We start from the raw sequence: 24,170 nt of genomic DNA, 5'->3' as shown, positions 1-24,170 counted from the left end.
GACCAGGACGGACACCCGGGGCCGACGGCTTCGCCGACGCGGGCCGGGAACGGGGTCAGGTGGTGACGACCGTCCGCTCGGCGTACGGGAAGCCCTTCTCCCACCAGTGGCCGTAGCGCCGGTAGACGGCCGGATCGCGGTCGGCGAGCAGCGCCGACAGCTTCTCCGCCTCCTCGGTCAGGCCCTGCCACGCGGCCTTCCCGAGCGGGCGGAAGGCGGTCAGCTCCACGCCCTCGCCGGTCGCCCGCCACACACCGGCGACCTGCCCGTCGACGAGTAGACAGGGCAGCACGTCGCCGTTGCGCCGGACGACCAGCGGCCGGTACTCCGGGGGCATCAGCCGCCCGGGTACGGCGTGGGCCAGCAGCGTGCCGTCCCACATCGGCAGCAGTCTCGGCGGTGCCGGGGTGTCCTCGTCGGGTACGGTCGCGCCGGCCAGGTCGAACAAGGCGGCGCGACCGGGGCCCGGCACCCGCACCACCTGGTCGCCCAGTCCCTCCAGCGCCGTGGTTATCGTGCCGCGCGTCAGCAGCGTGAACCGGGCGAAGTCCGAGGCCGACGCCGGCCCGAACGCGCCCAGGTACGCGAGCAGCAGACGCCGGACCCCGGCGGCGGCCTCCTCCGGCGAGGGCGCGGCGGCCGCCCCGGAGGCGCGGTAGGAGTTCCGGTGGGCGAACGACCACGGGCCGCCGACCGGCGCGTGACGCACCGGCGCGAACGCGCGCAGCGCCCACCACACCCGATAGGCGTGCTCGCCGTGCCTCCCCGTGACCTCGCGCTCCACCTCGGCGCCGGTACGCGGCCGCTCCAGGAACCCGGCGAGTTCGGGGAGCAGCGCGTCGGCGTCGGCCGGGGTCAGCCCGGTCGCCTTGAAGCGGCGGTCGTACAGCCGCGCCCCGCGCAGGGTGCCCAGCATGGCGGCGCGGAAGGGCGCGTAGTCCTCGGCGTGGACGGCGTGCAGGGTGAGCCGCATGAGGGTCGCCTTCACGAGCCGGCCCTCGGCGAACGCCGCGTCGAGATCCTCGGGCGCGAACTCCCGCAGGCGGTTCCACAGCGCCAGATACGGTGACGCCGGCGACTGCGCCTGGAGAGCGCAGAGCCGGCGGACCGCTTCCGCCACGTCGAGGCGGTGGCGTTCGAGGAGGAGCTGACGGTCCAGCAGGGCCAGGGCGAGCCGACGCTCGGTGAGACTCATGACCGGATCATGCCACCGGCCCGTCCCCGCGCGAGCGCCCCCGGGATTCCGGTCCTCGGATTCCCGGCCCCCCGACCGACAGCACCGTGGGCTATCAGGCCATCAGGCTGTCAGTCCGCCAGACCATCAGACCGCCAGACCATCAGACCGTCAGGTCATCAGGCCGTCAGGACTGGTGACCGCCGTGCCCCGGACCGCCCGCGTGGTCGTGCCCCAGCGGCAGCACCTCCGGCGGCATCACCACGAACGGCCGCATCATGCCCATGTCCTCGTGCTCCAGCAGATGGCAGTGGTACATGAAGCGTCCGTACGCCCCGTCGAACCGCCCCATCACCCGCACCAGCTGACCGCCGGGCACCCGGAACACGTCCTTCCAGCCCTGCTCGTTCGGCGGCACCGTCAGCGGCCGCTCCGCGTCGAAGCGCACCGGCGCCCGCGTCCCGCCGACCCCCGTGTCGAACCCGTCCGTCACGTACGTCTCCCGGGCCATCACCTGGAAGTCCGCCAGGTGGATGTGCATCGGGTGCACCACGTTCGACGGCGCCAGGTTCAGGAACGACCACTGCTCGAACGCGCCCTCGCCGATGGTGAAGCCGAGACCGTCGTTGAACGTCCGGGCGCCACGCCGGTACGTGCGCACCTTGCCGTCCGAGGACTGGACCCGGATCACCCCGTCCGCCGGCCCGCGCAGCGCCGCCTGCTCGTGCTCCGGGACCTCCTCCATCTCCCAGATCTCGGGGTGCCCGCCGCCCCCGACGGTGCCGGGCGGGGTGAGCACGACCAGCCGGTGCCCGTGCTCCACCTCCGCGTGGTCGTAGCGCCGGAAGGAACCCGAGAGCACCGGTGGCAGCTCGAAGCCGTCCGCCTCCGCCTCGTACTCCGCCGGCTCGCCCACCCGGAACTCCATGACCTGCGGATACGGCACGCTCGCCGTCGCGTCCGCGCCCCCCGGCGGTTGCCCCTTCGCCTTGTTCAGCAGCCGCAGCCGGCGCCCGGCGAGCTGTCGGAAGTCGACCAGCAGATCGAACCGCTCGGCGGGTGCGATCGTCAGCGGGTCGACGTCCGCCGGGTCACCTGCGGCCGCCGCGCCGAAGTCCACCGCCACCGGGCGCGGCAGCAGCCCGCCGTCGCTGCCGATCTGGTGCAGCACCCCGGTCACCGGCCGGTCGTCCTCGTCGACCAGGACGAGGTCGTAGATCCGCGCGTTCGACGCGTTCACCAGCCGGAAGCGGTACCAGCCCGCCTCGACGTCGAGGTACGGCCAGATCGTCCCGTTCACCGTCGTGTACGGGCCCTGGAACGGCAGCGACACCGGCTTGCCCGTCTCCGGGTGCGCCGCGACGAGCTGCGTCGTCTTGTGCAGCAGCCGCCCGTTCAGCCGCCCGTCCTCGTCCTGGTCCAGGTTCCGGTCCGCCAGGATCAGCGGCAGCTCCCGTGCCCCGGACGGCAGACCCAGGGCGTCCTCCTCGTCGTCCCGGATCAGATAGGTGCCCACGAGCCCCGCGTACACGTTCCAGCGGGTGATGTTCATGGCGTGGTCGTGGTACCAGTACTGCACCGCCGGGTGGTCGTTCGGGTACTCGGACAGCTGGGCGTCCCCGAAGCCCACCGCGTTGTCCGCCCACCCGTCGTTGCCGCCGCCGGTCTGCGCCCCGTGCAGATGCGTCACCGACCAGGCCGGCAGCGCCGTCACCTCCTTGATCGGCTCCGCGCCTTCCCGGCCCGGCCGGTTGTGCGGGGCGGGCCGCCCGGCGGTCTGTCCCACCTCGACGGCGGTCACCGGGTACTCGCTGCCCTTCGGGATCCGGTTGGTCCACGCGACCTTGATGCGCTCCCCGCGCCGCACCTCGATGGTCGGGCCGGGCACGGTCCCCTCGTACCCCCACATCAGTGTCGGCGGCAGCTGCCGGTGCATCCGCACCCAGGCCGGCCGGAGCTCGACCACGAGCTCCCCCGACGCGTCCGGGCGGAGTACCGGCGGCACGGTCAGAGCATCGACGTACGGCTCGATCTCACCGGTCATACTTCCCCCTGAGGCTGTGTCATGCCTGCATCGGGGCAGACGGTGACCACCTGGGCGAAGGTTGCGAGCTCCGCGTAACCTGGCCGTTATCGTCACATCCGAAACGTGGATTGCCGTTTTTCGAGAGGAACACCACGATGCCGCAGCAGGTCCAGGGAGTCGTCGCCCCCGGGAAGAATGAACCCGTACGGGTCGAGACGATCGTCATTCCCGACCCCGGCCCCGGTGAGGCCGTGGTGAAGATCCAGGCGTGCGGGGTCTGCCACACGGACCTCCATTACAAGCAGGGCGCCATCAACGACGATTTCCCCTTCCTCCTCGGGCACGAGGCGGCCGGAATCGTCGAGTCCGTCGGCGAGGGCGTCACCGACGTCGCCCCCGGCGATTTCGTCGTCCTCAACTGGCGCGCGGTGTGCGGCCAGTGCCGGGCCTGCCTGCGCGGCCGCCCCTGGTACTGCTTCGACACCCACAACGCCAAGCAGAAGATGACCCTGCTCGACGGCACCGAGCTGTCGCCCGCCCTCGGGATCGGCGCGTTCGCCGAGAAGACCCTCGTCGCCTCCGGCCAGTGCACCAAGGTCGACCCGGCCGTCGCCCCCGAGGCCGCGGGCCTGCTCGGCTGCGGTGTCATGGCCGGCATCGGCGCCGCCATCAACACCGGCAACGTCGGCCGCGGCGACAGCGTCGCCGTCATCGGCTGCGGCGGCGTCGGCGACGCGGCCATCGCCGGCTCCCGCCTGGCCGGCGCCGCCCGCATCATCGCCGTCGACATCGACGACAAGAAGCTGGAGAAGGCCAAGGAGATGGGGGCCACCCACACCGTCAACTCCCGCACCTCCGATCCCGTCGAGGCCATCCGTGAGCTCACCGGCGGCTTCGGCGCCGACGTCGTCATCGAGGCCGTCGGCCGCCCCGAGACCTACCAGCAGGCCTTCTACGCCCGCGACCTCGCCGGCACCGTCGTCCTCGTCGGCGTCCCCACCCCCGAGATGAAGCTGGAGCTCCCGCTCCTCGACGTCTTCGGCCGCGGCGGCGCGCTCAAGTCCTCCTGGTACGGCGACTGCCTGCCGTCCCGCGACTTCCCGATGCTCATCGACCTGCACCAGCAGGGGCGTATCGACCTCGGCGCCTTCGTCACCGAGACCATCGGCCTCGGCGATGTCGAGAAGGCCTTCGCCCGGATGCACGAGGGAGACGTGCTGCGCTCGGTGGTGATCCTCTGATGAACGCCCGCATCGACCATCTGGTCACCTCCGGCACCTTCAGCCTCGACGGCGGCACCTGGGACGTCGACAACAACGTCTGGATCGTCGGCGACGACACCGAGGCGATCGTCATCGACGCCGCCCACGACGCCGACGCGATCCTCGCCGCCCTCGACGGCCGCGCCCTCCGCGCCATCGTGTGCACCCACGCCCACGACGACCACATCGACGCGGCCCCCGCCCTCGCGGCGGCCACCGGCGCCCGGATCCTGCTCCACCCCGCCGACCAGCCGCTGTGGAAGAACACTCACCCCGACCACTCCCCGGACGGCGACCTCGCCGACGGCCAGGTCCTCACCATCGCCGGCGTCGACCTGCACGTCCTGCACACCCCCGGGCACGCGCCCGGCGCGGTCTGCCTGTACGTGCCGGAGCTCGGCACCGTCTTCAGCGGCGACACCCTCTTCCAGGGCGGCCCCGGCGCGACCGGCCGGTCCTTCTCGGACTTCCCCACGATCATCGACTCGATCCGGGACAAGCTCCTCACCCTGCCGGCCGAGACCGTCGTCCGCACCGGCCACGGCGACACCACCACCATCGGGGCCGAGGCCCCGCACCTGGAGGAGTGGATCAGCCGAGGGCACTGAGCGAGAGCCCGCTCTCGAACCGCCTCGGGGAACCGTCCAGCGGGTCGGTGAACTCCAGCGTCCGCGCCAGCAGCTGCAGCGGCCGCCCGAAGTCCTCCGGCCCGTCCTCCCGCACCACCGGATACACCGGGTCGTGCAGGATCGGCAGCCCCAGCGCGTTCATGTGCACCCGCAGCTGATGGGTCCGCCCGGTCTCCGGCACCAGCCGGTACCGGGCGAGCCCGCCGCGCCGCTCCACCCGCTCGATCCGGCTCTCGCTGTTCGGCTCCCCCGCCACCTCGCGGGCGGCCATCACCCCGCGCTCCTTCTCGATCCGGCTGCGCACCGTCACCGGAAGCACCGGCTCCGGGGCGTACGGGGCGACCGCCTCGTACGCCTTGCGTACCCGCCGGTCCCGGAACAGCGTCTGATACGCCCCCCGGTCCTCCGGCCGCACCACGAACAGCACCAGGCCCGCCGTCAGCCGGTCCAGCCGGTGCGCCGGCTGCAGCCCGGGCAGCCCCAGATCGCGCCGCAGCCGCGCCATCGCCGTCTCCGTGACATGCCGCCCGCGCGGCATCGTCGCCAGGAAGTGCGGCTTGTCGGCCACCACGATCCGCTCGTCGCGATACACCACGCCGACCTCGAACGGCACCCGCTCCTCGGCCGGGAAGTCCCGGTGGAACCACAGATACCGCCCCGCCGTGTACGGCTCGTCGCCCCCGACCGCCCGCCCGTCGGCGCCGACGAACCGCCCCTCCCGCACCATCTCGCCGACCAGCGCCGCCCCGACGGCCCCGGCGTACCGGTCCACCAGATGCTCCCGCACGGTCCGCCACGCCCCGGCCCCGTCCTCGGGAAGCCGGACCCGCACGGCGTCGATCCCCTCCCGCTGCGGCAGGGGCGACGCGGGGGCCTTGGTTCTCCGTCTCACACCCCCACGGTAACGACCCGCCCGGCCTACTCCTCGCCCCCCAGCCACCGCACGGCGGCCCGCTCGATCCCCTCGGGCCGCACCGGCATCCCCCCACCCCAGTGCGGACCGCCCCGCAGCAGCTTGCCCCGCAGCTCCTCCGCGAGCCCGCGGCGCTCGGCGGCCGTCGCCGCCAGGGCGATCCGGCGCCCCCAGCGGACCGTGTCCACCACGGCGGACTTCATCTCCTCGTACGCGGCGTAGTACGCGGCGTCCTCACGCAGGCCCACCCGGCAGTCCGCCGGGGCCACCCGCTCCCACCCGGCCCGCACCCGCTCCCGGTCCGCCCGCGCGTACCCCGTCTTGTGCAGGTGATCGGCCAGGTCGTACACCGGGTCGCCCCACAGGGCCAGCTCCCAGTCGAGGAACACCACGCCCGCCCGCTCGGTGAGGATCATGTTCTTGCGGTGGATGTCCGCGTGCAGCAGCCGGAACGGCCGCGCCGAGAGCCCGGCCGCCCGCTCGGCGAGCAGCCGGCCGGGATCGGCGGGCACCCCCAGCTCCTGGTACAGCCCTTCCACGGCCATGCCCGAACAGATCCCGGAGCCCTCCCCGAGCCGTCCCGGAGACACCCCTGACACGCGAAAAGGCCCCACATGAAGTGGGGCCTTCCAGCTGGTGTCCGAGGGGGGACTTGAACCCCCACGCCCGATAAAGGGCACTAGCACCTCAAGCTAGCGCGTCTGCCATTCCGCCACCCGGACAGGTGATCTTGTCTTCCGGGCCGCTGTGCCCTTCCGACGAGGAAAACCATAGCAAACATTCGAGGGGGTCGATCACCACCCTGACTCCCGCCCACAGGCGGTCTTGGGCAGGTGGGGGAGGCGCGGGAGGATGGGGGGATCAACCGTCATCGCGTGGGGCACGCAGTGGGAGGAAGCAGCGTGAGCGAGTCGAACACCGGCCGGGGCGTCACGGGCGAGGACGAGGTCGTCGACCTGTGCCGTGACCTCATCCGCATCGACACCAGCAACTACGGCGACCACTCCGGGCCGGGTGAGCGGGCGGCGGCCGAGTACGTCGCCGAGAAGCTCGCGGAGGTCGGACTGGAGCCGACGATCATCGAGTCCCATCGGGGACGGGCCTCGACCATCGCCCGGATCGAGGGGGAGGACCCGTCGCGGCCCGCCCTGCTCATCCACGGGCACACCGACGTCGTCCCGGCCAACGCCGCGGACTGGACCCACGACCCGTTCTCCGGGGAGATCGCCGACGGCTGCGTGTGGGGCCGCGGGGCGGTCGACATGAAGGACATGGACGCGATGACCCTCGCGGTCGTCCGCGACCGGCTGCGTAGCGGCCGCAAGCCGCCGCGCGACATCGTCCTCGCCTTCCTGGCCGACGAGGAGGCCGGGGGCACCTACGGCGCCCGCTACCTGGTCGACAACCACCGCGAGCACTTCGAGGGCGTGACGGAGGCGATCGGCGAGGTCGGCGGCTTCTCCTTCACGGTGAACGAGAACCTGCGGCTCTACCTGGTCGAGACCGCCCAGAAGGGCATGCACTGGATGCGGCTCACCGTCGAGGGCACGGCCGGCCACGGCTCGATGACCAACGACGACAACGCCATCACCGAGCTCTGCGAGGCCGTCGGCCGGCTCGGCCGCCACACCTGGCCGGTCCGGGTGACCAAGACCGTACGGTCCTTCCTCGACGAGCTGTCCGACGCCCTCGGCACCCCGCTCGACCCCGAGGACATGGACGCCACGCTCGCCAAGCTCGGCGGCATCGCCAAGATGGTCGGCGCGACCCTGCGCAACTCCGCCGCCCCCACCATGCTGGGCGCCGGGTACAAGGTGAACGTCATCCCCGGCCAGGCCACCGCGCACGTCGACGGCCGTTTCCTGCCCGGGTACGAGGAGGAGTTCCTGGCCGACCTCGACCGGATCCTCGGCCCGCGGGTCAAGCGCGAGGACGTGCACGGCGACAAGGCCCTGGAGACCAGCTTCGACGGCGCCCTGGTCGACGCCATGCAGCTGGCCCTGGGCGCCGAGGACCCGATCGCCCGTGCCGTGCCGTACATGCTCTCCGGTGGCACCGACGCCAAGGCCTTCGACGACCTCGGCATCCGCTGCTTCGGCTTCGCGCCGCTCCAGCTGCCGCCCGAGCTGGACTTCGCCGGCATGTTCCACGGCGTCGACGAGCGGGTGCCGGTGGACGGCCTGAAGTTCGGCGTCCGGGTCCTGGACCGGTTCATCGACGCCTCCTGACGGCGGCGGCGCGCGTTCCTCCGGGTGTACGGAGGCCCGCGCGCGGGCTCCCGCCCCGGCGTGCGGACGGCGTGCGCCGGGGTGCCCGCAGGCCCGAGGCGGGGGTCCCCCGGCCGCCCGAAGGCCGCCGGAATCGACCGCGCGTACGGGCATGCCCGAAAAGAGTGAATGACCTGCGGGGCTCGTAGCCCTCCCTCACCCTCCTCGTTACAGGTGGTGCGGTCCGCGGCTGGGGCCGCACTGCCAACAAGGAGGAAGAATGATCAAGAAGGTCGTCGCTGCTGCGGCTGCCACCGGCGGTCTCGTTCTCGCGGGCGCGGGCATGGCCGTTGCCGACGCGGGTGCCCAGGGTGCCGCCATCGGTTCCCCCGGCGTGGTTTCGGGCAACGTCATCCAGGTGCCGGTCCACATCCCCGTGAACGCCTGCGGCAACACGATCAACGTGATCGGGCTGCTGAACCCCGCCTTCGGCAACACCTGCATCAACGCCTGACGTTGAGCCTCGACCCCTCGGGGGTCTGAGCCAGGCCGGCCCCGGAATGCGTGCCATGCACTCCGGGGCCGGTGGTTATCTTCGTCGAGCCGAGCAGGCATGGAAGCAGGTCACACAGCAATGCGACAGGTCACACGCATCACGCGCATCTCCCGTAAGAGCCTCGTCACCGTCGCCGCGGCGGGCGGCGTGCTCGCCCTCGGAGGCGGCTACGCCCAGGCCGACGCGGGCGCACACGGCGTGGCGTCCGGTTCGCCGGGCGTCGCGTCCGGCAACAACGTCCAGGTGCCGGTCCACGTGCCGGTCAACCTCTGTGGCAACACCGTCAACGTCGTCGGGCTGCTCAACCCGGCGATGGGCAACACGTGTGTCAATAAGGGCGGTTCGGGCGGCCACGGCGGCTCCGGCGCCACCGCCGAAGGAGGCGCCTCGAACTCGCCGGGCGTGGGCTCCGGCAACAACGTCCAGGTGCCGGTCGACGTCCCCGTGAACGTCTGCGGGAACAACGTCACCGGCGTCGGCCTCCTGAACCCCGTCGGCGGCAACAACTGCGCCAACGGCGCCGTGCCGACGACCCCGGAGCGCCCCACCACCCCGGTGACTCCCGAGACGCCGACCACACCGGCGCACCCGGGGACCCCGGCGCACCCGGGTACGCCTCCCGCGCACCCCGGCACGCCCCACCACCCGAACACCCCGGTGACGCACACCCCGGACCGCCCCGTCGAGGAGCTGGCCCAGACCGGCGCCGCGCCGCTCGGGCTCGTTCTCCCCGTCGGTGCGGGCATGCTCCTCGCGGGCGCCGTGCTCTACCGCCGGGCCCGCCGCGCCGCGTAGCGGACGGAAACCGGTCGCGGCGACGGCGGCCGCGGCCGGTGGCGTACGGGAAAGCCGTACACGAAAAAGGAAGGGGCCCCGTGGCGGGCCCCTTCCTCATGTCACCAGGTGGCGCGGATCTGACGGATGATGCGTCGCTTCAGCCGTACTCTTCGACTGCCGTCCCGGCGCAGGCTCAGGCGGTCCAACTCCCAGTGCCCGTACTCGGCATGGTCGGTCAGAAGCCGCGTCGTCTCCTTGCGGGAGACGCCGCGCGGCACGTACACGTCGACAAATTCGTATTCCGGCATCGCATCTATTGTGCGGCCAAGGGCCAGGTACGGATAGCGTCTGTCCTATGTCTGATGCTGCGCAGCCCACCGCTGCCGAGGTACGCGCCGCCGCCGAGGCGGTCAAAGCCGCACTGGACCGTCACCTCGCTGCGGTCGAACGCCGCACGGGGCAGGACGACCCGGCCGTCTACGAGGCGTTCAACGCGCTCGCGGCAGCGGCGGAGGCCTACGACGAACTCCTCTACGACCGGCACGACGAGGTCACTCCCTTCGAGATCCCCGATGTCGACGACTCCCTGCCGCCCTACGCGGGACCGGAGGAGCCGCACGCGCTGAGCGTGCTGATCCGACGGGACTACGCCGTGGTGGAGCCGCAGCGCCTCATCGCCCAGGCCCGGCGGGTCACCGACCTCGACCGGGAGGAGGAGCCGGTCACCACCCACGCGGCGCTCGGCGTTCTCTTCGGCGAGTACGAACCTGACGAAATCGCTTCCCGGCACACGGACTTCGGTCTGGAGGAGGGGGACTCCACCCTCTGGGTCGAGGCCGCCGAGGACCTGCCCGAACCGGGGGAGTGGCTGAGCACCCCCTTCGACCGCGTGGATCCGGAGCGGATCGTCTGCCGCTTCGACATCAGCGCCGTCTTCGACGAGGACGACGACGACCACGACGACGACCACGACGACCATGACGACGGTGACGACGATCACGACGACGGTGACGACGATCACGACGACGTGATCGACGACGAGTCGGAGGGACCGGTCCCGGTACGCCGGGTCTGACGCCAGGCCGGGTCTGACGAACGACCGCACACGAAAAGGCCCTCCCGAGCGCGCCGCGCCCGGGAGGGCCTTTCGCTGTCCGCGTACGGGGTCCTAAGCCTCGTCATCGTCCGCGAGCAGGGCGTCGAGGAGGGGCCGCAGCCGGGTCGTCCGCTCCGGGGCCACGCCTTCGGCGACCGCGCGCGGCAGGGCCTGATCCACACCGTGGACCACCGACAGATGCCGCTCGGCCCGCCCGAACGCCGTGTAGACCCACGGCCGGCTCAGGCCCCCGGCGGCGTCCCCGGGCAGCACCACGACCGCGGCCGGCCAGCGGGCCCCGGCCGCCTGGTGCGCGGTCAGCGCCCAGCCGTGCCGCAGCTCCGATTCCACCCGCTCCTTCGGTACGACGACCCGCGTGCCGTCGCAGTCCAGGTGCAGGCCCTCGGCGTCGGCCGAGACGACCGTGCCGGTCACCGTCCGGCCGGGCGCGGGGGAGTGGGCCGCCCGGTCGCCCGGGTCGAAGCCGCCGAACCGGCCCGGGCCCGGGTTGAGCCGCTGCTTGAGGGCCGCGTTCAGGGCACGGGTGCCGGCGGAGCCGCCGTGCCCGACCGTGATCACCTGGGTGTGTTCGGTCGGCACCCCGATGGCCCGCGGGATCGAGTCCGCGACCAGCTGCACGGTGCGGTGCACCGCCTCGCCCGCGTCCCGCACCGGGACGATCACGACCTCCTTGCCCGGAGCCGCGACCTGGTTCAGCTCGCCGATGCCGATGCCCGAGACCAGCTCGCCGATCGGGCCCGGGTCGGGCGTACGGGAGGCGATCACCGGCGCGATACGGGCGGCGAGCAGGTCGGCGAAGACCCGGCCCGGGCCCGCCGCGCCCAGCACGTGGGGGTCGCCGCTGAGGACGAGCCGGCAGCCGTCGGGCAGCGCCTCGACGAGGGCCGCGGCCGGCTCCAGGCCGAGCTGCGGCGCGTCCAGGACGACGAGCAGGTCCAGGGCCAGCGCCCCTTCGGCGTCCCGGCCGGGACCCGCGGCGCCGGACAGCAGCGCGGCCACCGGTACGGCGCCGTCGCGCGCGGTGTGCGCCGCGAGCGCCACCCGCAGGCCCCGCGCGCGTGCCTCGCCGGCCAGCGCGGCCGGTTCGGCGCGGGCCGCCTCGCCGCCGGTGTGCAGGACCAGTCCGTGCGTGCCGGCCGCGCGGGCCAGCTCGGGGCCGTCCCACGAGGCGGGGTGGACCGTGCGGACCAGCCGCGCGAGCCCGTCGGCCAGGCTCTCCTCCGCGAGCGCGAACCGTTCGAGACCCAGCAGCACCGGCGCCTCGGGCCGCGGCGGCTGCCCCTGGCCTTCCTCGGCCGCCTGGGCCCCGTCGGCGTCCTCCGTGTCGTCTTCCGGCTCGTTCTCCTCTTGGAAGACCAGGACCGCGGCCTCGGACACGGCGAGGTCGACCGCCTTGTCGGGCTCGGGCACCGACAGCCGGGTGAGTCCTTCCCGTACGGCTCCGATCTCCAGGGCCGTGTGGCCCTGCCGGGCCGCCTGCTCCAGGAGCCAGGCGGTGAGCGCCACCGCGCGGCGCGGGTCGGCCGGGCCGCACTCCGCGCCGAGCAGGGCGCGGGCGAATCCGTCGGCCTGCTCGGCGCGCACTCCGGGGACGGCCAGCAGCTGCCACGGGTCGTCGGCGAGGGCACGGGCGGCGCCCTCGCCGAGTACGGCCGCCACCTGCGGGGCCAGGGTCTCCGGGGCGCCACCGCGCGCGAGGACCTGGCGGACGGCCGTGGTCGTCTCCTCGGTCACCGTGGGGGCCGCGGGCGCGGGCGGGCGTACCGTGCGCTCGGGTGCCGCGGCGGCCGGTGCCGGCCGGGCCGGGGCGGGCTCCTCGACGCGCGGGACCGCGGCCGGTCGCGCGCCGCTCTCCACGGCCCGTACCGCCGCCAGCAGGTCCGCGGCCGTCCCGCTCAGCTTCGTGCCGGCCTCGACGGGCGCGCTCCGCTCGGCCTTCCGCTGTTCGATCCTGGCCCGCAGCTCCCGCTGCGCGGCCAGCTCCGCCTGCGCCTCGCTCAGCTCGGCCGCCGCTTCGCCGCTTGCGGCCTCGCCGCCCGAGGACGCGTCCCCGGCAGCGGCGCCGTCGCCGGACCCGGCCGCCTCGTCGGGAGCCTCTTCCGCCCCGGTACCGGCCTCTTCCTCACCAGCTTCGTCCGTACCGGCCTCGACCGAACCGGCATCCGGCTCCCCCGTACCGGTCTCCCGCTCCTCCGTCCCGGTCTCCTCCGTCCCGGTCTCCTCCGTGCCGCTCGCGCCGGGCCCCGGCTCGCCGTCCGGGACGGTGTCCGGTGCCGTGCCGTCGGCGGGGGCCTCGGCGGGGTCGGGCGGCGGGGTGGCCGCGGAGGGGTCGGTCACAAGGTGCTCCAGTCGTGATCCGGATAGCGGTGCACGGGCGCCGACACATCGTCGAGCGCCTGGCAGATCTCGTCAGGAAGACTAAGGCTCTCCACTGACAGCGCCGCCGTCAGCTGCCGCGCGGTGCGCGCGCCGACGATCGGCGCGGTCACCCCGGGCCGGTCGCGGACCCAGGCCAGCGCGACCTGGAGCGGGGTCGCCGCGAGACCGTCGGCGGCGGTCGTGACGGCGTCCACGATGTGGCTCGCGGTCTCGTCCAGGTACGGCTCCACGAACGGCGCCAGCGCCTCCGAACCGCCCCGCGAGCCCACCGGGGTGCCGCCCTTGTACTTGCCGGTGAGCACCCCGCGTCCCAGCGGGGAGGAGGGCAGCAGTCCGATGCCCAGGTCCAGCGCCGCCGGCAGCACCTCGCGCTCGATGCCGCGCTGGAGCAGCGAGTACTCCATCTGCGTACCGGCCAGCCGGGTCCGCTCGCCGCTCAGCTGCCAGGTGCCGGCCTTGGCGAGCTGCCAGCCGCAGAAACCGGACACGCCGACATAGCGGGCCCGCCCGCTGTTCACGGCGATGTCGAGGGCTTGGAGCGATTCCTCCAGGGGCGTGTACGGGTCGAAGGAGTGCAGCTGCCACAGATCCACGTACTCCGTGCCGAGCCGGGCCAGCGAGTCGTCCAGCGCGGCGAGCAGATGCCCGCGCGAGCCGTTCGTGCGCCGGTCCGGGTCGGGGATGCTGCCCGCTTTCGTCGAGATCACCAGTTCGTGTCTGGGCACCAGGGTGTCCAGGAGCCGGCCGAGGACGTACTCCGCCTCGCCGCCCCCGTACACGTCCGCGGTGTCCACGAGTGTTCCGCCCGCGTCCCAGAACGCTTTCATCTGCTCGGCCGCGTCGTGCTCGTCGGTGTCCCGGCCCCAGGTGAGGGTGCCGAGCCCGAGCCGGGACACGCGAAGGCCGGTACGTCCGAGATGCCTCTGCTCCATGGCCGCGAGATTACTGGCCACGGCAGGACACCGAGAGAGCCTGTGGACGACTTGTCCACAGGCACCGGGCCGACCCGGCTCCTGTCGGAGGCCCGGACCGCGCGCTAGAGTCCCCGCCCACAACGACGTTACCAATGAGTAAGGGGTACGTGGCATGCGGCTCGGCATCAACCTCGGCTACTGGGGCGCGGGCATGGACGGCGACAATCTCGCCGTCGCCCAGGAAGCGGACCGCCTCGGCTACGCCGTCTGCTGGGCGGCGGAGGCGTACGGCTCCGACGCCCCCACCGTGTTGTCCTTCGTCGCCGCCCGCACGGAGCGGATCGACATCGGCTCGGCCATCATGCAGATCCCGGCCCGCCAGCCCGCGATGACGGCGATGACTGCCGCGACGCTCGACTCCCTGTCCGGCGGCCGGTTCCGGCTCGGGCTCGGCGTCTCCGGGCCGCAGGTCTCCGAGGGCTGGTACGGCGTCAGGTTCGACAAGCCGCTCGCCCGTACCCGCGAGTACGTCGAGATCGTCCGCAAGGCCATGTCCCGCGAGCGCCTGACCCACCAGGGCGAGCACTGGACCCTGCCGCTGCCGGACGGTCCGGGCAAGCCGCTCAAACTCACGGTCCACCCGACCCGCCCGCACATCCCGCTGTACATCGCCGCCATCGGCCCCAAGAACCTGGAACAGACGGGCGAGATCGCCGACGGCGCCCTGCTGATCTTCCCCGCCGCCGAGCACCTGGAGGAGACCGCGCTGCGTCCGCTGCGCGCGGGCCGCGAGAAGGCCGGGCTCACGATGGAGGGCTTCGACGTCCATCCCACCCTGCCGCTCGCACTCGGCGACGACGTCGAGGCGCTCGCCGACATCTTCCGCCCGTACACCGCCCTCTACGTCGGCGGCATGGGCAGCCGCAAGCAGAACTTCTACAACCGGCTCGCCCAGCGCATGGGCTACGAGCAGGCCGCGGCCGAGATCCAGGACAAGTACCTCTCCGGTGACAAGAACGGTGCCGCCGCGGCCGTGCCGCACCAGCTGATCGACCGGACCACCCTGCTCGGCACGGTCGACCGGATCGCCGACCGCATGCGGGAGTACGCGGCGGCGGGGGTGACGACCCTGACCCTGGCCCCCGCCGGCTTCACGCTCGACGAGCGGATCGCCGCCCTGCGCGCGGGGGTGGAGGCGCTGGAGCGGGCCGGACTGGCGTAACCGGCGGACGTCTCACGGCCGTGGTGAGGGCTCGGGGTCGTCCCCGCCACGGCCGTCACGGAGCACAACGCGCGAGCGCGCCCGCGGTTACGCCTCGCGCGCCGTCCTTCGTTCGGCCCAGTCGCCCCGCCGTCCTGTTGCCCCTCCCGGCGTGGCGCACTTGACTCGTACCGCACGGGAGGTGGCAGCCATGCTCACGGCCAAGAGCCTGTTCCAGGAAATCGTCGACGACGACGCGTCGTTCCAGCTCTTCTGCTCCATCGCCGCCAGCGGTGAGGCGCAGGGCGGCTGGGAGAACGGCCGGATCGCGGCCCTCGTCGCCCCCGGCATGCGGGACCTGGCCCCCAAGATCGCGCGGCACGGCGCCGACGAGGACAAGCACGGCAGGATCTTCAACGCCCTGCTCAAGAAGCGCGGGCTCGCCCCGGTACCGGTGCCGCCGGACACCGACTACACGATGCTCCTCGAACGGCGCGGCATCGGCCTCGCCCACGCCACCCTGCGCCGCGACGAACCGCTCACCGAGCGGGACATCGTCGTCTATCTCGCGCACAGCCGGATCACCGAGGAACGCGCGGCCTCCCAGATGGACATGCTCGTCACTTATTTCGGGGACCACCCCGAACTCGGCAAGGCGATCAGGATGATCTGCCACGACGAGGACAACCATCTCGCCTACTGCCACGAGGAACTGCTCCGGCTCAACGACGAGGGCCACGGCCGGCTGATCCAGCACACCCTGCGCGCGTGCGCGCTGGCCGAGATCGCGATCTACCGGGATGTCAGCCTCGCCGTGATGGGACACATGGGCCGCATCCTGAAGTGGCCGCGCGCCAAGGCCGGCACGCTCGCCGCCGGCATCCACGCCATGTACGCGTACGAACGGGTCGCCGGCTGGCACCGGATGGTCGACCTCAGGATGCCCGAGCGCCGGAACGCCCTCGGGGGCCCGCCGGTGCCCGTCTCCGCGTTCTGAGGGCCGGGGCCGGGGCCGGTCCGGTCGCCGCCCCGTTCCGCCCCGCTACATCCAGCCGCGTCGCTTGAACAGCCGGTACAGCACGGTGACTATGCCCGCCATCAGCAGGATCACGGCCGGGTACGACCAGACCCAGTCCAGCTCAGGCATATGCCTGAAATTCATGCCGTAGATTCCCGCGACCATCGTGGGAACCGCCGCCATCGCCGCCCACGCCGAGATCTTGCGCATGTCGTCGTTCTGCCGCACGCCCATCTGCGCCAAGTGCGCCGAGAGCATGTCCGACAGCAGCCGGTCCAGCCCCTCCACCTGGTCGTTCGCCCGCAGCAGATGGTCCTGCACATCCCGGAAGAACGGCATCGCGTGGTCGTGGACGAAGGGCAGCGAGCCGGTCGCGAGCTTGGCCACCGGCCCCGCCAGCGGGCCGCTCGCCCGCCGGAACTCGAGGACCTGCCGCTTGGCCGTGTAGATCCGCTCGGCCGTGCCCGTCGGGGCCCCGCCGGACGGTGCGAAGACATCCGCCTCCAGCTCCTCCAGGTCGATCTGGAGCTCCCCGGCCACGTCGATGTAGTGGTCCACGACCGCGTCGCTGATCGCGTAGAGCACCGAGGTCGGCCCGTGCCGCAGCACCTCCGGCTCGGCCTCCAGCCGCTGCCGTACCGCCGTCAGCGGCGCGCCCTCGCCGTGCCGCACGGTCACCACGAACGAGTCGCCGAGGAACACCATCAGCTCGCCCGACGACACCTGGTCGCTCGCCGGGTCGTACACCACCGGCTTGAGCACCATGAACAGCGAGTCGTCGTAGATCTCCAGCTTGGGCCGCTGATGGGCCTTCAGCGCGTCCTCGACCGCCAGCGGATGCAGCGCGAACTCCTCCGAGACATGGGCGAACTCGGCGTGCGTCGGCTCGTGAAGTCCCACCCACAAGAACGCGTGGCCGGTCGCCCGCGCCTCCGCGAGCGCGTCCGAGAGGTCGTCGGGGCCGGACGTCCTGCGCCCGTCCCGGTAGATGGCTGAGTCCACGATCACGGGCCGTATTCTCCCCCGTCCGGCCCTGTCCCGCACCTCTCCCGTATCTGCCGCCCCTCGGGCCGTCCGCCGGCCTCTTTCCGCCCCGGCCGCCGACCTCCTTCAGCGCCCGGCACCCGACCGGTCCCGGCCAATCCCGTCGCCCGCACCCGCGGTCCCGGCCGCCACGCGCGCGTAGGCTGGCCGGCATGGCCACGCTGATCCTCGTCCGGCACGGACGCTCCACCGCCAACACCTCCGGAGTGCTCGCGGGCCGCACGCCCGGCGTCGCGCTCGACGAACGCGGCACCGCGCAGGCCGCCGCACTGCCCGGGCGGCTCGCCCGTGTGCCCCTCGCCGCCGTCGTCTCCAGCCCGCTCCAGCGCTGCCGCGAGACCGTACGGCCGCTGCTCGACGCCCGCCCCGGACTTCCCCTGCACGTCGAGGACCGGATCAACGAGTGCGACTACGGCGACTGGTCCGGCCGCAAGCTCGCCGAGCTGATGGACGAACCGCTGATGAAGGTCGTCCAGGCGCACGCCTCGGCCGCGGCCTTCCCCGGCGGCGAGTCCATGCGCGCCATGCAGGCCCGCGCCGTGGACGCCGTCCACGACTGGAACTCCCGGATCGAGGCCGAGCACGGCGAGGACGCCGCCTATGTGATGTGCACCCACGGCGACATCGTGAAGGCGCTCGTCGCCGACGCCCTCGGCCTGCACCTCGACCTCTTCCAGCGGATCCAGGCCGACCCCTGTTCGGTCACCGCGATCCGCTACACCCCGCTGCGCCCCTTCCTGCTCCGGCTCGGCGACACCGGCGATCTCGACGCCCTCGCACCCCGCGAGAGCTCCGCCGACGGCGGGGCGGCGGAGGTCGGAGGCGGTGCGGGCGCACCGTGATCCCCACGCGCAGTAGGGTGGACGCGCCGCTGTAGCTCCAGCTGTGCCGCCCCCACCGGGACAGCTGCCCACCGAGACCCAAGGGAGTCGGGAACGTGTCCCGTCAGGTGTTCCTCTACGACCCACCGGAGCGTTTCGTGGCCGGTACGGTCGGGCTGCCTGGCCGCCGTACGTTCTTCCTGCAGGCGTCCGCGACCGGCCGGGTCACCAGCGTCGCCCTGGAGAAGAGCCAGGTCGCGGCGCTCGCCGAGCGGATCGACGAGCTGCTGGACGAGGTCGTCCGGCGCTCCGGCGGCAACGCCCCCGTACCAGCCGTCGCGCTCGCCGAGAACGCCGACGCCGCGCCCCTCGACACCCCGGTCGAGGAGGAGTTCCGGGTCGGCACCATGGCCCTCGCCTGGGACGGCGGGGAAGAGCGCATGATCGTCGAGGCGCAGGCGCTCGTCGAACTCGACGCGGACTCCGAGGAGGACCTCGCCGAGGCCGAGGAGCGGCTGCTCCAGGACGAGGAGAACGGCCCGCCGATGCTGCGCGTCCGGCTCACCGGCGCCCAGGCCCGGGCCTTCGCCAAGCGCGCCCTGGACGTGGTCAACGCCGGCCGCCCGCCGTGCCCGCTGTGCAGCCTGCCGCTCGACCCCGAGGGCCACGTCTGCCCGCGCCAGAACGGATACCGCCGCGACGCATGAGCAGCGACCAGGACCGCCTCGTACCGGACCCGCGGCAGCCGTCCCGGCCCGACGGCCGGGACGGCGACGGGGTGCTCGACCTGCTCGCCCGCGGTGAGCTGACCGTCCGCGGCCGGATCCGCGAGGCGTCCAACGCGGTGCTGTACTGCTCCGTCGCGTACGCGGGGGAGGAAGCCGCCTGCGTCTACAAGCCGGTGGCGGGCGAGCGTCCGCTGTGGGACTTCCCCGACGGCACCCTCGCCCGGCGCGAGGTCGCCGCCTACGAGCTGTCCGAGGCCATGGGCTGGGACCTGGTCCCGCCGACCGTGCTGCGCGAGGGCCCGTACGGCGAGGGCATGGTGCAGCTGTGGGTCGAGCCCGACCCGGAGGCGACGCTGCTCGCCCTCGTCGACGACGAGGAGGCGGGGGAGGGCTGGAAGGCCGTCGGCCCCGCCCAGGTCGACGAGGACCGCACGGCGCTCCTCGTGCACGCCGACACCCCGCCGCTGCGCCGGCTCGCCGTCCTGGACGCGGTGATCAACAACTCCGACCGCAAGGGCGGGCATCTGCTGCCCACGCCGGACGGCCGGCTGTACGGGATCGACCACGGGGTCTCGTTCCACGTGGACGACAAGCTCCGCACCCTGCTGTGGGGCTGGGCGGGGGAGAAGCTCACCGACGAGGCCGTCGCCGCGCTCGGCGTGCTCGGCGAACGGCTGGCCCCCGGAACCCCGCTGGCCAAGCGGCTGGCCGGACTGCTGACCGACGCCGAGGTGACCGCGCTGCGCCGACGGGTCGCCGTCCTCATCGAGGCCGGCCGGCACCCCGTACCGACCGGGCAGTGGCCGGCGATCCCCTGGCCCCCGGTCTGAGCGGTCCGGGAGACATCCCTCACACTCCGTGGGGCGATGCTTTCCGGCCAAATCTTTCACGCCGGAAAGACCCCTCGGGGGTATGCACGGACCCGCGTCCCCTGCAAGACCGTCTAATAGGACGAGATCCAGGGTGCGGTTCGTATCCGGAACCGTCGTCCGGTTACGCTCAGGACATGCATGCCTGGCCCGCTTCTGAGGTCCCCGCCCTGCCCGGCAAGGGCCGCGACCTCCGGATTCACGACACCGCGACCGGTGGACGAGTGACCCTCGCCCCCGGCCCCGTCGCCCGCCTGTACGTCTGCGGCATCACGCCGTACGACGCGACCCACATGGGTCACGCGGCGACCTACAACGCGTTCGACCTCGTCCAGCGCGTGTGGCTCGATACCAAGCGGCAGGTTCACTACGTCCAGAACGTCACCGACGTGGACGACCCCCTCCTGGAGCGCGCGATCCGCGACGGCATCGACTGGGTCGGCCTCGCCGAGCGCGAGACCGCCCTGTTCCGCGAGGACATGACCGCCCTGCGCATGCTGCCGCCGAAGGAGTACGTCGGCGCCGTCGAGGCCATCCCGGCCATCGTCCCGCTGGTCGAGCAGCTGCGGGACTCCGGTGCCGCCTACGAGCTCGACGGCGACATCTACTTCTCCGTCGAGGCCGACCCGCACTTCGGCGAGGTCTCGCACTACGACACCGCGCTGATGCGCCACCTGTCCGCCGAGCGCGGCGGCGACCCGGACCGCCCGGGCAAGAAGAACCCGCTCGACCCGATGCTGTGGATGGCCGCCCGTGACGGCGAGCCCAGCTGGGACGGCGCCAGCCTCGGCGCCGGCCGCCCCGGCTGGCACATCGAGTGCGTCGCCATCGCCCTCGGGCACCTCGGCATGGGCTTCGACATCCAGGGCGGCGGCTCCGACCTGATCTTCCCGCACCACGAGATGGGCGCCTCGCACGCCCAGGCGCTCACCGGCGAGTTCCCCATGGCCCAGGCGTACGTGCACGCCGGCATGGTCGGCCTCGACGGCGAGAAGATGTCGAAGTCCAGGGGCAACCTGGTCTTCGTCTCCCGGCTCCGCCAGGACGGCGTCGACCCGGCGGCCATCCGGCTCGCCCTGCTCTCCCACCACTACCGGACCGACTGGGAGTGGACCGACCAGGTCCTCCAGGACGCCGTGGAGCGGCTGGGCCGCTGGCGCGCCGCCGTCTCGCGTCCCGACGGCCCGTCCGCCGACGCGCTCGTCGAGGAGCTGCGTGAGGCGCTCGCCGACGACCTCGACACCCCGGCCGCGCTCGCCGCGGTCGACCGCTGGGCCGCGCTCCAGACCGCCGGCGGCGGCGCCGACGAGTCCGCCCCCGGTCTCGCCTCGCGCGCCGTCGACGCGCTGCTCGGCGTCGCCCTGTAAGCGGGCACCCGGGCCATGGACGGCGGGCCGCATCCTGACCTGTGCCAGGATGCGGCCCGCCGCTGTGTCCTCTGCGCTACGGGAGGAACGGCCGCGCCGCTCCTCCCGTATCCGTATGTCTCAGTCCTCTTCGTCCGTGGGCTTCTCGGAGCCCCCGGCGTCCTTGGTCCCCTCGGGATCCTCCGCCGTGGGCGGCTCCGCGTCCGGGCGCGGAGCATCCTTGTCCGGCGTCTCCGCGCCCGGCGCGTCCGTGCCGGAGGCGTCCGGGCCCGAAGCCTCCGCTTCGGCCTCCGGCGTCTCCGCCCCGGCTCCGTCCGTCTCCGACGTTCCGTCCGTCTCCGCGGCCTCGTCCGTCTCCGCGCCCGGCACCGCCTCCGGTCCCGGCTGCTGCGGCTTCGGCGGGCGGGTCCGGTCAGGGGAGGCGTCCCGCAGATACGAGGGGTCGGTGCCCTCCGTCGCCACTCCGGGAGCCGCGCCCGTGCCCGGTCCCGGCTCGCGCCGCCGCAGGTAGCGCTCGAACTCGCGCGCGATGGCCTCGCCGGACGCCTCCGGCAGCTCGGCCGTGTCCCGCGCCTCCTCCAGCGTCTGCACGTACTCGGCGACCTCGCTGTCCTCGGCGGCCAGCTGGTCCACGCCCGTCTGCCACGCCCGCGCGTCCTCGGGCAGCTCGCCCAGCGGGATGTGCAGACCGATCAGGTCCTCCAGCCGGTTGAGCAGCGCCAGCGTCGCCTTCGGGTTCGGCGGCTGCGACACGTAGTGCGGAACCGCCGCCCACAGGCTCACCGCCGGCACCCCGGCGTGCGTGCAGGCCTCCTGGAGGATGCCCACGATGCCCGTCGGGCCCTCGTAGCGGGTCTCCTCCAGGTCCATCGTGCGGGCCAGATCGGGGTCGGAGGTGACACCGCTGACCGGAACCGGACGGGTGTGCGGGGTGTCGCCGAGCAGTGCGCCCAGGATCACCACCATCTCCACGCCCAGCTCGTGCGCGAAACCCAGCAGCTCGTTGCAGAACGAACGCCAGCGCATCGACGGCTCGATCCCGCGCACCAGCACCAGGTCGCGGGGCTTCTCGCCGCCGACCCGCACCACGGACAGCCGGGTCGTCGGCCAGGTGATCTTCCGTACGCCGTTGTCCAGCCACACCGTGGGCCGGTTGACCTGGAAGTCGTAGTAGTCCTCGGCGTCGAGCGCCGCGAACACCTCGCCCTTCCATTCCCGGTCGAGATGGGCGACCGCGGCGGAGGCGGCGTCACCGGCGTCGTTCCACCCCTCGAACGCGGCCACCATGACCGGGTCGATCAGCTCGGGAACCCCCTCGAGCTCGATCACCCAGCGCCTCCTTCGTCGATGTTTGTGTCGTACGGACCAACCTTATGCCTTCGCGGCGGCCCGCCCGCAGCCCTCGGACATCGCCCGGGGCCCCTCTCGGCTGTGATCGACTACCCAGGAACTCCCGTCGGCACACGGCCCGACGGGGGGCCGGCCGGGCCCGCTCACGCGTAAGGGGCGGCCTCCAGAGAGACCGCCCCTTACATACTGCTCACGGCACCACGCGGGATCAGCCGCGCAGCATGTCCTCCACCTTGCCCCGGATCTCGTCCGTGGCCAGGCCGCGGATGGTCAGGGTGGTACGGCGGCGCAGCACGTCGTCGGCGGTCTCGGCCCACTCGTGGTCGCGCGCGTAGGCGACCTGGGCCCAGATCTCCGGCGCGTCCGGGTGGATGCGCTCGGCGAGGTGCGGGTTCTCGTTCGCCATGCGGGCGATGTCGAAGGAGAGCGAGCCGTAGTGGGTGGCCAGGTGCTTGGCGGTGTCGGCGGACATCCGCGGGCCGGGCGCCGGACCGTCCACGAGGAGCCGGTGGGCGACCGCGTTCGGGTTGGCGATACCGGGCAGCGGCAGCCGCTTCGGCAGCGCGGACACCGGCTCGTACGAGTCGCCGAGCGGGTGGCCGGGCAGCGCCTCCAGCTTCTTCATGATGGTGCGGCCGATGTGCCGGAAGGTGGTCCACTTGCCGCCGGCCACCGACAGCATGCCGCCGCGGCCCTCGGTGACGACCGTCTCGCGCTTGGCCTTCGACGTGTCGCCGGGACCGCCCGGCAGCACCCGCAGACCGGCGAACGCGTAGGTGATCAGGGACCGGTCGAGCTGCTGGTCGCGGATGGAGAAGGCGGCCTCGTCCAGGATCTGGGCGATGTCCTTGTCGTTGACCGCGACCTCGCCCGGGTCGCCCTCGTACTCCTCGTCGGTGGTGCCGAGCAGGAGCATGTCCTCCCAGGGGAGGGCGAAGGTGATCCGGTACTTGTCGATGGGGGTGGCCAGGGCCGCGTTCCAGGGAGAGGTGCGCTTGAGGACCAGGTGCGCGCCCTTGGACAGCCGGATGGACGGGGCCGCGTTCGGGTCCTCCATGCGCCGGACGTGGTCGACCCACGGGCCGGTGGCGTTGAGCACCAGGCGGGCGTCGACGCCGAACTCCTCGCCGGACAGCCGGTCCTTCAGCTCGGCGCCGGTGACCCGGCCCCGGGTGAAGCGCAGCCCGCTGACCTCGGCGTGGTTGAGGACGACCGCGCCGGCGTCGACGGCGGCGCGGACCGTCATCAGCGCCATGCGGGCGTCGTTCATCTGGTCGTCGCCGTAGACGGCGACGGCCTTGAGGTTGTCGGTGCGCAGCTCCGGCACGTCCTGGGCGGCCTTGGCGGGGCTCAGCAGGTGGCCGACGCCGTCGCCGAAGGCGGACAGGGCGCTGTAGGCGAAGACGCCGGCGCCGAGCTTGGCGGCGCCGTGCGGGCCGCCCTTGTAGACGGGCAGGTAGAAGGTGAGCGGGTTGGACAGGTGGGGGGCCACCTGGCGGGAGACCGCGCGCCGTTCGAAGTGGTTCTCGGCGACCAGCTTGACCGCGCCGGTCTGGAGGTAGCGCAGGCCGCCGTGGAGCAGCTTGGAGGAGGCCGAGGAGGTGGCGCCGGCGAAGTCGCCGGCGTCCACGAGGGCCACCCGCAGCCCGGACTGCGCGGCGTGCCAGGCGGTGGAGATGCCCAGGATGCCGCCGCCGATCACCAGGAGGTCGTACGTCGCCCTCGACAGCTGATCGCGGGTCTCGGCGCGGGTCGGGAGGGAACCGGCGGCCGGGTGCATCCCCAGGGAGGGGAGGCTCTGCAGGGTGGTCATCGCGA

22 protein-coding genes and 1 tRNA gene are annotated in these 24,170 nt (G+C 73.0%); 12 read left to right on the top strand and 11 right to left on the bottom strand.

What is annotated here, in order from left to right:
* Positions 1–55 precede the first annotated feature (55 nt).
* Together ABZ693_RS17870 and phsA are read right to left on the bottom strand one after the other, a co-directional pair.
* Entirely contained in the window at positions 56–1,195 is a 1,140-nt protein-coding gene (locus ABZ693_RS17870; protein WP_359877767.1) for a winged helix DNA-binding domain-containing protein, read from the bottom strand.
* A 166-nt stretch (positions 1,196–1,361) separates the two neighbouring features.
* Entirely contained in the window at positions 1,362–3,218 is a 1,857-nt protein-coding gene (phsA, locus tag ABZ693_RS17865) for an O-aminophenol oxidase PhsA (RefSeq protein WP_359877764.1), read from the bottom strand.
* 137 nt (positions 3,219–3,355) lie between these two features.
* Here phsA and ABZ693_RS17860 point away from each other — a divergent pair, with 137 nt between their 5' ends.
* Positions 3,356–4,441, top strand: coding sequence for an S-(hydroxymethyl)mycothiol dehydrogenase (locus ABZ693_RS17860; RefSeq protein ID WP_359877762.1), 1,086 nt, complete (start codon positions 3,356–3,358; stop codon positions 4,439–4,441).
* A complete protein-coding gene (locus ABZ693_RS17855) occupies positions 4,441–5,070 on the top strand; it encodes an MBL fold metallo-hydrolase (RefSeq protein WP_359877759.1) in 630 nt (209 codons plus the stop codon). The genes ABZ693_RS17860 and ABZ693_RS17855 overlap by 1 nt, the downstream gene beginning before the upstream one ends.
* Here ABZ693_RS17855 and ABZ693_RS17850 read toward each other — a convergent pair.
* The 3 genes from ABZ693_RS17850 to ABZ693_RS17840 form a co-directional block, all read right to left on the bottom strand.
* Positions 5,054–5,983 (bottom strand): RluA family pseudouridine synthase, encoded by a 930-nt coding sequence (locus ABZ693_RS17850; protein WP_359877756.1) that lies wholly within the window; start codon positions 5,981–5,983, stop codon positions 5,054–5,056. The two genes, ABZ693_RS17855 and ABZ693_RS17850, sit on opposite strands and share 17 nt — an antisense overlap.
* A gap of 26 nt (positions 5,984–6,009) precedes the next feature.
* Complete coding sequence (locus tag ABZ693_RS17845) at positions 6,010–6,549, bottom strand: phosphotransferase family protein (protein ID WP_359877753.1); 540 nt, start codon at positions 6,547–6,549, stop codon at positions 6,010–6,012.
* An 89-nt stretch (positions 6,550–6,638) separates the two neighbouring features.
* Positions 6,639–6,726: transfer RNA gene (locus ABZ693_RS17840), tRNA-Leu, on the bottom strand.
* 180 nt (positions 6,727–6,906) lie between these two features.
* On the opposite strand from ABZ693_RS17840, the gene ABZ693_RS17835 reads away from it, so the two are divergent.
* The 3 genes from ABZ693_RS17835 (at position 6,907) to ABZ693_RS17825 (ending at position 9,562) form a co-directional block, all read left to right on the top strand.
* A complete protein-coding gene (locus ABZ693_RS17835) occupies positions 6,907–8,232 on the top strand; it encodes a M20/M25/M40 family metallo-hydrolase (protein WP_359877752.1) in 1,326 nt (441 codons plus the stop codon).
* Between the two features lie 259 nt (positions 8,233–8,491).
* Positions 8,492–8,725, top strand: a complete 234-nt coding sequence (gene chpH, locus ABZ693_RS17830) for a chaplin ChpH (RefSeq protein WP_359877750.1) — start codon at positions 8,492–8,494, stop codon at positions 8,723–8,725.
* A gap of 120 nt (positions 8,726–8,845) precedes the next feature.
* On the top strand, positions 8,846–9,562 hold the full coding sequence (locus ABZ693_RS17825; RefSeq protein WP_359877748.1) for a chaplin: 717 nt from the start codon (positions 8,846–8,848) through the stop codon (positions 9,560–9,562).
* A gap of 101 nt (positions 9,563–9,663) precedes the next feature.
* Here the strand turns inward: ABZ693_RS17825 and ABZ693_RS17820 are convergent, their stop codons facing one another.
* Positions 9,664–9,852, bottom strand: a complete 189-nt coding sequence (locus tag ABZ693_RS17820; RefSeq protein WP_265865547.1) for a DUF5703 family protein — start codon at positions 9,850–9,852, stop codon at positions 9,664–9,666.
* A gap of 47 nt (positions 9,853–9,899) precedes the next feature.
* On the opposite strand from ABZ693_RS17820, the gene ABZ693_RS17815 reads away from it, so the two are divergent.
* On the top strand, positions 9,900–10,619 hold the full coding sequence (locus ABZ693_RS17815) for a hypothetical protein (protein ID WP_359877746.1): 720 nt from the start codon (positions 9,900–9,902) through the stop codon (positions 10,617–10,619).
* Positions 10,620–10,712: 93 nt separating this feature from the next.
* Here the strand turns inward: ABZ693_RS17815 and ABZ693_RS17810 are convergent, their stop codons facing one another.
* Entirely contained in the window at positions 10,713–12,998 is a 2,286-nt protein-coding gene (locus tag ABZ693_RS17810; protein WP_359877743.1) for a helix-hairpin-helix domain-containing protein, read from the bottom strand.
* Complete coding sequence (locus tag ABZ693_RS17805) at positions 12,995–13,972, bottom strand: aldo/keto reductase (RefSeq protein WP_359877740.1); 978 nt, start codon at positions 13,970–13,972, stop codon at positions 12,995–12,997. Before ABZ693_RS17805 ends, ABZ693_RS17810 begins: the two co-directional genes overlap by 4 nt.
* A gap of 154 nt (positions 13,973–14,126) precedes the next feature.
* On the opposite strand from ABZ693_RS17805, the gene ABZ693_RS17800 reads away from it, so the two are divergent.
* Both ABZ693_RS17800 and ABZ693_RS17795 read left to right on the top strand, forming a co-directional pair.
* On the top strand, positions 14,127–15,176 hold the full coding sequence (locus ABZ693_RS17800) for an LLM class F420-dependent oxidoreductase (protein ID WP_359877739.1): 1,050 nt from the start codon (positions 14,127–14,129) through the stop codon (positions 15,174–15,176).
* Positions 15,177–15,366: 190 nt separating this feature from the next.
* Positions 15,367–16,152 (top strand): ferritin-like domain-containing protein, encoded by a 786-nt coding sequence (locus tag ABZ693_RS17795; RefSeq protein ID WP_359877736.1) that lies wholly within the window; start codon positions 15,367–15,369, stop codon positions 16,150–16,152.
* Between the two features lie 45 nt (positions 16,153–16,197).
* On the opposite strand, the gene ABZ693_RS17790 is transcribed toward ABZ693_RS17795, so the two are convergent.
* Positions 16,198–17,190: a magnesium and cobalt transport protein CorA gene (locus ABZ693_RS17790; protein WP_359877852.1), complete on the bottom strand. Its 993-nt coding sequence runs from the start codon at positions 17,188–17,190 to the stop codon at positions 16,198–16,200.
* A 179-nt stretch (positions 17,191–17,369) separates the two neighbouring features.
* On the opposite strand from ABZ693_RS17790, the gene ABZ693_RS17785 reads away from it, so the two are divergent.
* The 4 genes from ABZ693_RS17785 (at position 17,370) to mshC (ending at position 21,002) form a co-directional block, all read left to right on the top strand.
* Positions 17,370–18,059, top strand: coding sequence for a histidine phosphatase family protein (locus tag ABZ693_RS17785; protein ID WP_359877733.1), 690 nt, complete (start codon positions 17,370–17,372; stop codon positions 18,057–18,059).
* A 95-nt stretch (positions 18,060–18,154) separates the two neighbouring features.
* The gene (locus ABZ693_RS17780; RefSeq protein ID WP_359877730.1) at positions 18,155–18,745 is read left to right on the top strand and encodes a DUF3090 domain-containing protein; all 591 of its coding nucleotides are present in this window, start codon (positions 18,155–18,157) and stop codon (positions 18,743–18,745) included.
* Positions 18,742–19,596 (top strand): SCO1664 family protein, encoded by an 855-nt coding sequence (locus ABZ693_RS17775; RefSeq protein ID WP_435842455.1) that lies wholly within the window; start codon positions 18,742–18,744, stop codon positions 19,594–19,596. Before ABZ693_RS17780 ends, ABZ693_RS17775 begins: the two co-directional genes overlap by 4 nt.
* A gap of 176 nt (positions 19,597–19,772) precedes the next feature.
* Positions 19,773–21,002 carry a cysteine--1-D-myo-inosityl 2-amino-2-deoxy-alpha-D-glucopyranoside ligase gene (gene mshC / locus ABZ693_RS17770; protein WP_359877728.1) on the top strand — a complete coding sequence of 410 codons (1,230 nt, stop codon included), beginning with the start codon at positions 19,773–19,775 and terminating at the stop codon, positions 21,000–21,002.
* Positions 21,003–21,122: 120 nt separating this feature from the next.
* Here the strand turns inward: mshC and ABZ693_RS17765 are convergent, their stop codons facing one another.
* A complete protein-coding gene (locus ABZ693_RS17765) occupies positions 21,123–22,331 on the bottom strand; it encodes a PAC2 family protein (protein ID WP_359877725.1) in 1,209 nt (402 codons plus the stop codon).
* 229 nt (positions 22,332–22,560) lie between these two features.
* On the bottom strand, positions 22,561–24,165 hold the full coding sequence (locus ABZ693_RS17760; RefSeq protein ID WP_359877723.1) for a glycerol-3-phosphate dehydrogenase/oxidase: 1,605 nt from the start codon (positions 24,163–24,165) through the stop codon (positions 22,561–22,563).
* Positions 24,166–24,170 lie beyond the last annotated feature (5 nt).

The sequence above is a fragment of the Streptomyces laurentii genome (genome assembly GCF_040635425.1).
Taxonomy (GTDB): Bacteria; Actinomycetota; Actinomycetes; order Streptomycetales; family Streptomycetaceae; genus Streptomyces; species Streptomyces laurentii.
The sequence above is the reverse complement of the archived record's forward strand: the minus strand, read 5'-3'. Positions and strand labels throughout refer to the sequence as shown.